The organism is Rhodococcus sp. (in: high G+C Gram-positive bacteria) (genome assembly GCF_049299235.1).
Lineage (GTDB): Bacteria > Actinomycetota > Actinomycetes > Mycobacteriales > Mycobacteriaceae > Rhodococcus.
In genome coordinates this window covers 1-7,922 of record NZ_JBAQXC010000261.1, presented here as the reverse complement: position 1 = coordinate 7,922, position 7,922 = coordinate 1, and the positions used below count along the sequence as shown (strand labels likewise).

The 7,922-nt window shown below is 67.6% G+C and carries 10 protein-coding genes; 3 read left to right on the top strand and 7 right to left on the bottom strand.

Features of this window, described 5'->3' with window-relative positions:
* Together WAX14_RS15470 and WAX14_RS15465 are read left to right on the top strand one after the other, a co-directional pair.
* On the top strand, window positions 1-340 hold a 340-nt coding region (locus tag WAX14_RS15470; protein ID WP_422628937.1), incomplete at its 5' end, for a hypothetical protein.
* Between the two features lie 35 nt (window positions 341-375).
* A complete protein-coding gene (locus tag WAX14_RS15465) occupies window positions 376-1,104 on the top strand; it encodes a hypothetical protein (RefSeq protein WP_422628936.1) in 729 nt (242 codons plus the stop codon).
* Here WAX14_RS15465 and rarD read toward each other — a convergent pair.
* The 5 genes from rarD to lspA form a co-directional block, all read right to left on the bottom strand.
* A complete protein-coding gene (gene rarD, locus WAX14_RS15460) occupies window positions 1,074-2,054 on the bottom strand; it encodes an EamA family transporter RarD (RefSeq protein ID WP_422628935.1) in 981 nt (326 codons plus the stop codon). The two genes, WAX14_RS15465 and rarD, sit on opposite strands and share 31 nt — an antisense overlap.
* Before the next feature lie 133 nt (window positions 2,055-2,187).
* Window positions 2,188-2,550, bottom strand: coding sequence for a hypothetical protein (locus WAX14_RS15455; RefSeq protein ID WP_422628934.1), 363 nt, complete (start codon window positions 2,548-2,550; stop codon window positions 2,188-2,190).
* Window positions 2,551-2,739: 189 nt separating this feature from the next.
* Window positions 2,740-3,399 (bottom strand): hypothetical protein, encoded by a 660-nt coding sequence (locus tag WAX14_RS15450; RefSeq protein WP_422628933.1) that lies wholly within the window; start codon window positions 3,397-3,399, stop codon window positions 2,740-2,742.
* Between the two features lie 6 nt (window positions 3,400-3,405).
* Window positions 3,406-4,314 (bottom strand): RluA family pseudouridine synthase, encoded by a 909-nt coding sequence (locus WAX14_RS15445; RefSeq protein WP_422628938.1) that lies wholly within the window; start codon window positions 4,312-4,314, stop codon window positions 3,406-3,408.
* A gap of 17 nt (window positions 4,315-4,331) precedes the next feature.
* Window positions 4,332-4,982, bottom strand: a complete 651-nt coding sequence (gene lspA / locus WAX14_RS15440; protein WP_422628932.1) for a signal peptidase II — start codon at window positions 4,980-4,982, stop codon at window positions 4,332-4,334.
* Window positions 4,983-5,048: 66 nt separating this feature from the next.
* Here lspA and WAX14_RS15435 point away from each other — a divergent pair, with 66 nt between their 5' ends.
* Window positions 5,049-5,999 (top strand): hypothetical protein, encoded by a 951-nt coding sequence (locus WAX14_RS15435; RefSeq protein ID WP_422628931.1) that lies wholly within the window; start codon window positions 5,049-5,051, stop codon window positions 5,997-5,999.
* Window positions 6,000-6,074: 75 nt separating this feature from the next.
* Here WAX14_RS15435 and WAX14_RS15430 read toward each other — a convergent pair whose 3' ends face one another.
* Both WAX14_RS15430 and WAX14_RS15425 read right to left on the bottom strand, forming a co-directional pair.
* Entirely contained in the window at window positions 6,075-6,572 is a 498-nt protein-coding gene (locus WAX14_RS15430; RefSeq protein WP_422628930.1) for a hypothetical protein, read from the bottom strand.
* 137 nt (window positions 6,573-6,709) lie between these two features.
* The coding region (locus tag WAX14_RS15425; protein WP_422628929.1) for a DNA polymerase IV at window positions 6,710-7,922 on the bottom strand (1,213 nt) is incomplete at its 5' end.

Genomic DNA, 7,922 nt, shown 5'->3' with positions numbered 1-7,922 from the left:
CTCCCCATCCGTGCGTGAGGCGTACCTGAGCACAGCCGACCAGATCGAATCGATGACAGCGAATTCCTCGACGGACACATCCCGTTCGGCCGCCTACTACAACATGGCACTCGGCGTGCAAGCGGCGAACGGTGGCCAGTTGCCCGAAAACGAAGGATGGGATCGATACAGAAACCCGAATGGACAATTGCGCACCATTACGGAGATCTCGCAGGAAGACCCCGATTTCAACCTGATGCTGTTCGAAACGAGAGTGAGGAATGAACTGGCATCTACCGGGATGCCGATCGAAGCATTCTTCTCATCGTTCGACAATGCGCGATCACAGGCGACCGGATGATCAGAGTTTCCCGTCTCCGGAAAATCGCCGGGGCCATGATGACGATTGCACTGTTCGTGACAGCATGCAGTGCGGAACAGTCAAACCCGAAACCGACACTGAACGATCCCTACACCCTCCCCGACCTGATCCAATTCAACTTCCGGTGGAGCGCCGAGCCCGACATCGACCTCTTCGGCTCCCCCGAATCCGCAATCCGCGCGTACCACGAGTCCTACTACATCGCCAGCTTCGCCCACTCCACCGCAGCCGGCTACCCCGGATACGAGAAGGCAACGAAAGAACTCGTTTTCGATCCACGACGCGTGCGAGACATCAACGACCGAACGAACTACAGTGGCCGTCCTCGTGTCGGCACGGCCTACGCCCACCTGATGTCGATCAACGAGACCGAACGCGGACTACGCGCGCTGATCTGCGAAGGCAACTACTCACTGATGATCGCAAGCTCCGACGGAACCTTCAACAACTACGGAACCCGCATCCCCACTGCGATTTTCATATATCTCGAACCCGGACCCAAAGGAACGGCACCGACGCAACCCCTACAAGAGGGTCCCGGCCGCGCGCCTCAGACCGACATGTTCGGTGGATGGACCATCACCCGACACGAATTCTCCACCCGCAACTTCGACGACGACCTCGCCTGCGAGAACAAGTTTCCCGACTCACCTGAAAGCAGACCCACACGAGTCAACGACAATCTCACAAGCCCATACCCAACCCTGCCGCCCTACCCGGGATGGCCGGAGTCCTCGCCGTGAACACGGCGCACCGAATGCTCCCCTTCACGCGTGGAACCCTCGACGTCGACGACAACGCGGCGGGAGGTACGCCGAGTACGGATCAGCGCGTCCGTGCTGTAGACGATGAGCGCCACCCAGATCAGCGCGAATCCGATCCACCGCGATGCGGGCATGTCCTCGTGCAGCACGAGCACGCCCCACGCCATCTGCAGGCTCGGCGTCAGATATTGCAGCATCCCCAGCGTCGCGAGTGGCACCCGTTGCGCAGCAGCGCCGAACAGTAGCAGCGGAACAGCGGTGACGAGACCGGCCGAGACCAGCAGAAGCGCGTGGCCGGAGCCGTTCCCGAAGAACGTGCCGGTACCCGTCGCCGCAAGAAACACGAGGTATCCGACCGCGAACGGTACCGCGACCACGCCTTCCCCGGTCAACGATGTCCGTGGGTCGAGCGGCACGATCTTCTTGAGCACCCCGTACGACGCGAACGACAACGCCAGTGTCAACGCGATGATCGGCGGGCGCCCGTAGTCGACGGTGATGACAACGACCGCTGCCGCGGCAAGCAGCAACGCCGCGATCTGCGCACGGTGCAAGCGCTCCCGGAAGAACAGGACGCCGAACAGGACACTGACGAGGGGGTTGATGAAGTACCCGAGGGCAGTTTCGACGACCCTGCTCGACGTCACCCCGTAGATGTAGGTTCCCCAATTCACGGCGATCGCCGCCGATGCCGCTGCGACCAGCGCCCACGTTCGAAGGCTGAGGCCCCGCAATGTACCGAGCTTCCCGAGCACTGCAAGCAACAGCAGCATGAGCAGCAGGGTCCACACCACCCGGTGCGCGAGGATCTCGAGTGCCCCGGCGGGCGCGAGCAATCCGAAGAACGCGGGGAACAGACCCGACATCAGATAGGCGCCGATCCCGCACAGGACTCCGACGCTGGCAGGGCTACGGTCGACGGAACTCACCCGCCGACTCTATTCCTCCATGCCGGTACCGGCCGCCGACTGCTCACACTCCCGTCGACCGGACGGACAGCCGCGCGGTGCCAGCCGCGCGCGGATGCCCGCTGGGTCGGTGGCTGCGGCGCGTCGGCGGCTGCTACTTCCCCTCGTCATCGACGACTGTCGTGTCGAGCACACCGACGCTCACCCCGTAGGGCAGAAAGCGCACGGATCGGCTCGGGTCGGTGTTGTTCTTGTGCGCACGCAGCGCGTCGAGTTCCGTGCGATACACCTGCTCGACCCGCGCGAAGCCGGCGGCGTCGACGGAGTAGACCACCCACACCCCGTCGCCTGCGCTACCGGTCGTCTCAGGCTCGGGAGCGTGACGCGGTGCCGAGCCCGCCGGTTGGCCGAGAAACTTCACGAACTGGTCCTGCAACTGCCGGAACTGGTCACCCGCTTCGCGCAGCGCGCGGTCGATGTCGTCGGGGTCGAATCCGAACGGCCGGTCGTTGCCCATCGCGGACCTCCTGGCAGGACGAGCCCGCCGGTGTGACGGGTCCGACATCCAGTTTGCCCACACCGAGCGCGGTCGGCCACCCCCGTCGTCCGACCTCTCGAGGATGACTTCGGCGACTGCGGATGCCTCCGCGCGGAGGCGGCTGCGGGGCAACGCCCCGGCAGAATCCTCCGGGTTCGACTGCGTGTCTCAGGGTTCGCCGTCGTCGGGGCCAGGGGCCACCACGTCGACTTGTTCGGGGAGCAGCGGGATCACCGCGAACCTGCCCGCGACCGCGTCGGGTGGCAACGCCTCGACCGCCCGGACATCGGCGCCGGACGCCAGCACGCGCAACTGTTCGGGTGTCGCCCGCACGACGAGCCCGATGACGCACGCGCATCCGTCGGCGAGTCGCTGCGCGGATACGGCCGCGACCCGCGCGGCACGATCGTGTCCGCTCGCCGGGATCTGCAACCGGGTGGCTGCCGTCGCGGGTGCGCGGCGCAGCGCTTCGGGATGCTGCGACACGGCAACCGCCACCAGCGGTGTCTGGACCCGCTCGATCGGGACTCGGAACAGCACCTGCCCGACGCGGAGACCGGCACCGGGGCCGGCGGTGAGTTCCGCGACCGCGCCGACGTCGATCGGCGCGGTGAACGACACGATCGCCCACCGCGGGGAGTCCGGGTCGACCGGGTCGTCGAGGGTTTCGGCGGCGCGGGTGAGATAGTCGGCGACGAGTTCCCCCGAATCCGGCCCGAGCGCGTCGGTCCGCACCGATGCGGGCCGCACCGGTGCGGTGACCCCCGCGACGAGCACGACGAACGTCAGCAGCGCCACGCACACCCACGGGAGAACGCGACGGATCACGACGACTCAGGCGCCGCGCAGCACACCGAGTGCGTGCTCGAGGTCGGCGGGGTACTTGCTGGTGATCTCCACCCAATGCCCTTGCGTGGGGTGTGCGAACCCGAGCGAACGTGCGTGCAGCCACTGCCGTTCGAGGCCGAGGCGGGATGCGAGTCGCGGATCGGCACCGTAGGTGAGGTCGCCACAGCAGGGGTGCCGCAGCGCCGAGAAGTGCACCCGGATCTGGTGGGTGCGGCCGGTTTCGAGGTGGACGTCGAGCAGACTGGCCGCCTGGAACGCCTCGACGGTGTCGTAGTGCGTGACGCTCGGCTTACCGTCCGCGGTGACCGCGAACTTCCAGTCGTTGGTGCGGGCCCGGCCGATCGGGGCATCGATCGTGCCGCTGCTCGGATCGGGGTGCCCCTGGACGAGCGCGTGGTAGCGCTTGTCGATGGTGCGTTGTTTGAAGGCCCGCTTGAGGACGGTGTAGGCGCGTTCGGAGGTGGCCACGACCATGACCCCCGAAGTGCCCACATCGAGCCGATGCACGATGCCCTGACGCTCGTGAGCGCCGGACGTGGAGATCCGGAAGCCTGCGGCGGCGAGGCCCCCGATCACGGTCGGGCCGGTCCAGCCGACGCTGGCGTGCGCGGCGACCCCGACCGGTTTGTCGACGGCGACGATGTCGTCGTCGGCGTACAAAATTTCCATGCCCTCGACCGGCTGCGCCTCGATGGTCAGGGGCCGCGGCGGCTCCGGCAATTCCACTTCGAGCCACGATCCGGCGGACAGACGATCCGACTTGCCTGCCGCCGAGCCGTCGACGACGACGGCACCCTCCTCGGCGAGCACGGCGACCGCGGTTCGTGACAGGCCGAGCAGCCGGGCCAGTCCCGCATCGACCCTCATCCCGTCGAGCCCGTCGGGTACGGGCATCGCCCGGGTTTCTCTCACTAGCGCGCTCCCTTTTCGGTGTCTCCGGTTGTATCTGAGCTTGTGCCTTCGCCTGCGCCGTGGGCCGTGTCTGCGTCCTCGGCGGTGTCTGCGTCCTCGGCTGCACTGCCCGCGCGCGACCCGTCCGGATCGATACCGAACACGGTCAGCGCGACGAGCAGGATCGCTCCGCACACGATCGCCGAATCGGCGACATTGAACACCGGCCACCATCCGACCGACACGAAATCCACGACGTGCCCCTGCAGAGGACCGGGTGAACGGAAGATCCGATCGACCAGGTTACCGAGTGCGCCACCGAGGATGAGGCCCAGACCCAGCGCCCACCATCCGGACTGCAAGGTGCGGCCGATCTTGATGACGGCAATGACGACGGCGATCGCGACGATCGTCAGCACCCAGGTCATGCCCGTCGCCATCGAGAACGCGGCACCGGGGTTACGCACCAGCCTCAGTGTGACGGTGTCGCCGATGATCGAAATCGGATCGCGGGGGTCGATGTTGGCGACGGCGAGGACCTTGGTGACCAGATCGAGCACGAAGATCACGACGGCTACGGTCAGCAGCGCGACCATCCGTCGGCCTGTCGGAGCAGCGTTCGGCTCCGACGGCTCGGGGCTCGGATCTTCGCGGGCGGCGTCGTCGGTCACCCTGCCATCATCCCCCACGTCGCCGACCGGATGGCCACCCCACCCGGCGTGGCTACCCTGGGTGCTGTGCCAGTGCTGTCCAGAATCGTTCCCACGAGGCCCCGCGCGTTCGCCGCGGCCCTGTCCCTGACCGCTGTCGTCGCCGGGTGCAGCAGTTCCCCGGACGGGGCCGCGACCGTCGGACCCACATCGACCGAGGTCACCGTTCCGGTGTCGGCGGTGTCGACCGCGGTGCTCGACCCGGGCGCCGAACCACGCGACGTGGTACGCCTGACCCCGGTCGTGGACACCGTGCAGCAGATCGATCTGACCACCAGCTCCCAGGTGTTCCAGCAGATCGGTGATCAACCACGGCAAGATTTCTCGTCACCGGAGATCACGCTGCCGCTGACCGCAATGGTCGAGCGAGCGGTCTCGGATGCGGACCCCAGCACCGTCGTCGACCTGGCGCTCGGCGAAATCTCGTCCCCCGACGGCCCGCTGATGGCCGCGTTCGCGTCGGCGTCCGGGTCCGCGGCCGGCCTGACCATCGGACCGAGTGGAGCCGTCAGCGCGCTGCGGCTTCGTCCGGCGCCGAACGCGCCGGACGCCGCACGCGCGGCGATCGAACAGGCCTTCTACCAGGCGGTGTACCGGATGGTGTCGTTCCCCGACTCCCCCATCGGTGTGGGGGCGGTCTGGGAAACTCACCAGCAGGTGATGAGCGGCATCACCCTCGATCAGGTGAGCACAGCGACCCTGGTATCGCGCGACGACGGCATCCTCACCGTCCGCGTGAATATCACGCAGACGCCGCAGAATTCGGCGTGGGAACTGCCGAACGGGGCGGGCCGGTTGAGCATCGATTCGTTCACGATGGCCGGGGACGGGGTCCTCACGATCGACCCGTCGCAGCCGCTCCCGGTCGACGGTGAACTCACTCTGACCGGCGACCAGTCGTACAGCGACCCCGAGGGGACCACCAAGCTCGCGCAGTCCCTTCAGGATCGGGTGCGCTGGCGGAGCCGCGAGCCCTGACCGTCTCCGCCGGGAGCGCACACCACGGTGGCCGGAGCGGAAATTCCGCTCCGGCCACCGTGGGAGGTCGGTAGGTCAGGCGCAGGCAGGCGACTGCAGCGACGCCATGGCGACGATGCCGCATGCGCTGTTCTTCGACAGCTTCCACACGCCGTCCTCGGCCACGAAGTCGACCGTTCCGGTCGCGACCTGGTCGCCGATCGTGGTTTCGATGCCCGCGGTGGCCGTGCCGTTCTCGTTGTCGTTGACGTCGAGAACGGTGACCTGCGCACCGGCCTGCTTGGCGGCGGCCGCGACCTGGTCGATCAGACCCGGGTCGGCGGCGGAGCCCTCGACCAGCTGGGTCTTCTGGTCGGCGGGAACGGTCTCGTCGAACGCCTGCGACAGCATGGCGTTGAGGTCCTCCACGGACGGCACCGGCGGGTAGGCTGCGGTCTCAGCGGTGGTGGTCGTGGCCGTGGTGGTCTTCGCGGTGGTGGTGGTCGTACTGTCGCCTTCGTCCGAGCTGCAGGCGGACATCGTGAGGGCGGCGGCCAGTGCCACCGTGGCGACGGTGATCTTGCGAAGCTTCAACTTCTCGTCCTTCTCGTTCTCGATCGTGCACGTGGTCGTGCTCGGGTCATCCAGCAGCGGGTATTCCGCTGGGACAGCGGATCGGACGCCAGCGTACCCGGCCGCTTCGAGAGCACGGTGAGAGCGCCGCGGGATCTTCAGGCGAGGCTGGCGAGCGGGTCGGCGACGACGAGGACCGGGTCGTTCTCGTCGAGGGTGCGTGCCGGTCCGGGTCCGGTGGTACGTGTCTCGAATCGCACGGTCACCCTCCCGTGTCCGGCGCCCTGCACCCAGCCGTGCCCGAATTCGGGGTGGGTCACGTCGGTGCCCGGACGCCACCGTGATCGTGGTTCGTCGGCGTGCCGCGGCAGCGGCTGCTGCGTCTCCGGTTCGCCCTCGACGTCGTCGGCCGCGCGGTCCAGCTCCGGAAACAGTGATTCCTGCCGGATCGTCGACAGTCCCGCGAAGCCGACGCCGACCAGGCGGATCGGCCCGATGTCGATGGGGTCGAGGGCGAGGCGTTGCGCCGCACCGGTCAAGGTCGGCAGGTCCTCCGTGGCGTACGGCAGCGTCGACGATCGTGTGAGAATACTCATATCCGTTTTGCGCAGTTTGAGAACGACGGTGCGCGCGGCGCGTCCGTCCTTCTGCAAGCGGTCGTGGGCAGCGACGACGCTGCCGGTGACCGCGCGGCGCAGTTCTCCCATCGTGACGATATCGGTCGCGAACGTGGTTTCCGCGCTGACCTGCTTCGCTTCGGCGCGCTCGGCGACCGGTCGGTCGTCGATACCATTGGCCAGCCGGTGCAGACCGGGACCGACGGTCGTCCCGAGAATGGATGCGGCCTCGGCAAGCGGCAGAGCGGCGAAGTCCCCGATCGTGTCGATGCCGAGCCGCCGCAGCCGGTCCTCGGCGACCGGCCCGATGCCCCACAACTTGCGCACCGGCAAGCCGTGCAGGAGGACGAGTTCCTCGTCGGGCCGCACGACGAGCATGCCGTCGGGCTTCGCGAGTCCCGAGCCGATCTTGGCGATCTGCTTGCCCGACCCCGCCCCGATCGAAGCGACGAGCCCGGTTCGGTCGAGCACTGTTGCCCGCAGCCCCGCACAGAAGTCCTCGATGTCGGCGACGCTCGCGCCGGCCAGTTCGGGGGGTTCGGCGAAGGCCTCGTCCATCGACAGCGTCTCGAGGACGGGCATGCGCGAACGCAGTGTCTCGAACACCGCATCGCTCAATTCTCGATAGACGACGCCGCGCGGTGGAAGCACCACCGCGGCCGGCCCGACGAGTCGGCGAGCCCGACTCGTCGGCATCGCCGACCGCGCACCGTGTACGCGGGCCTCGTAGCTGGCACCGGCCACCACGCCACGC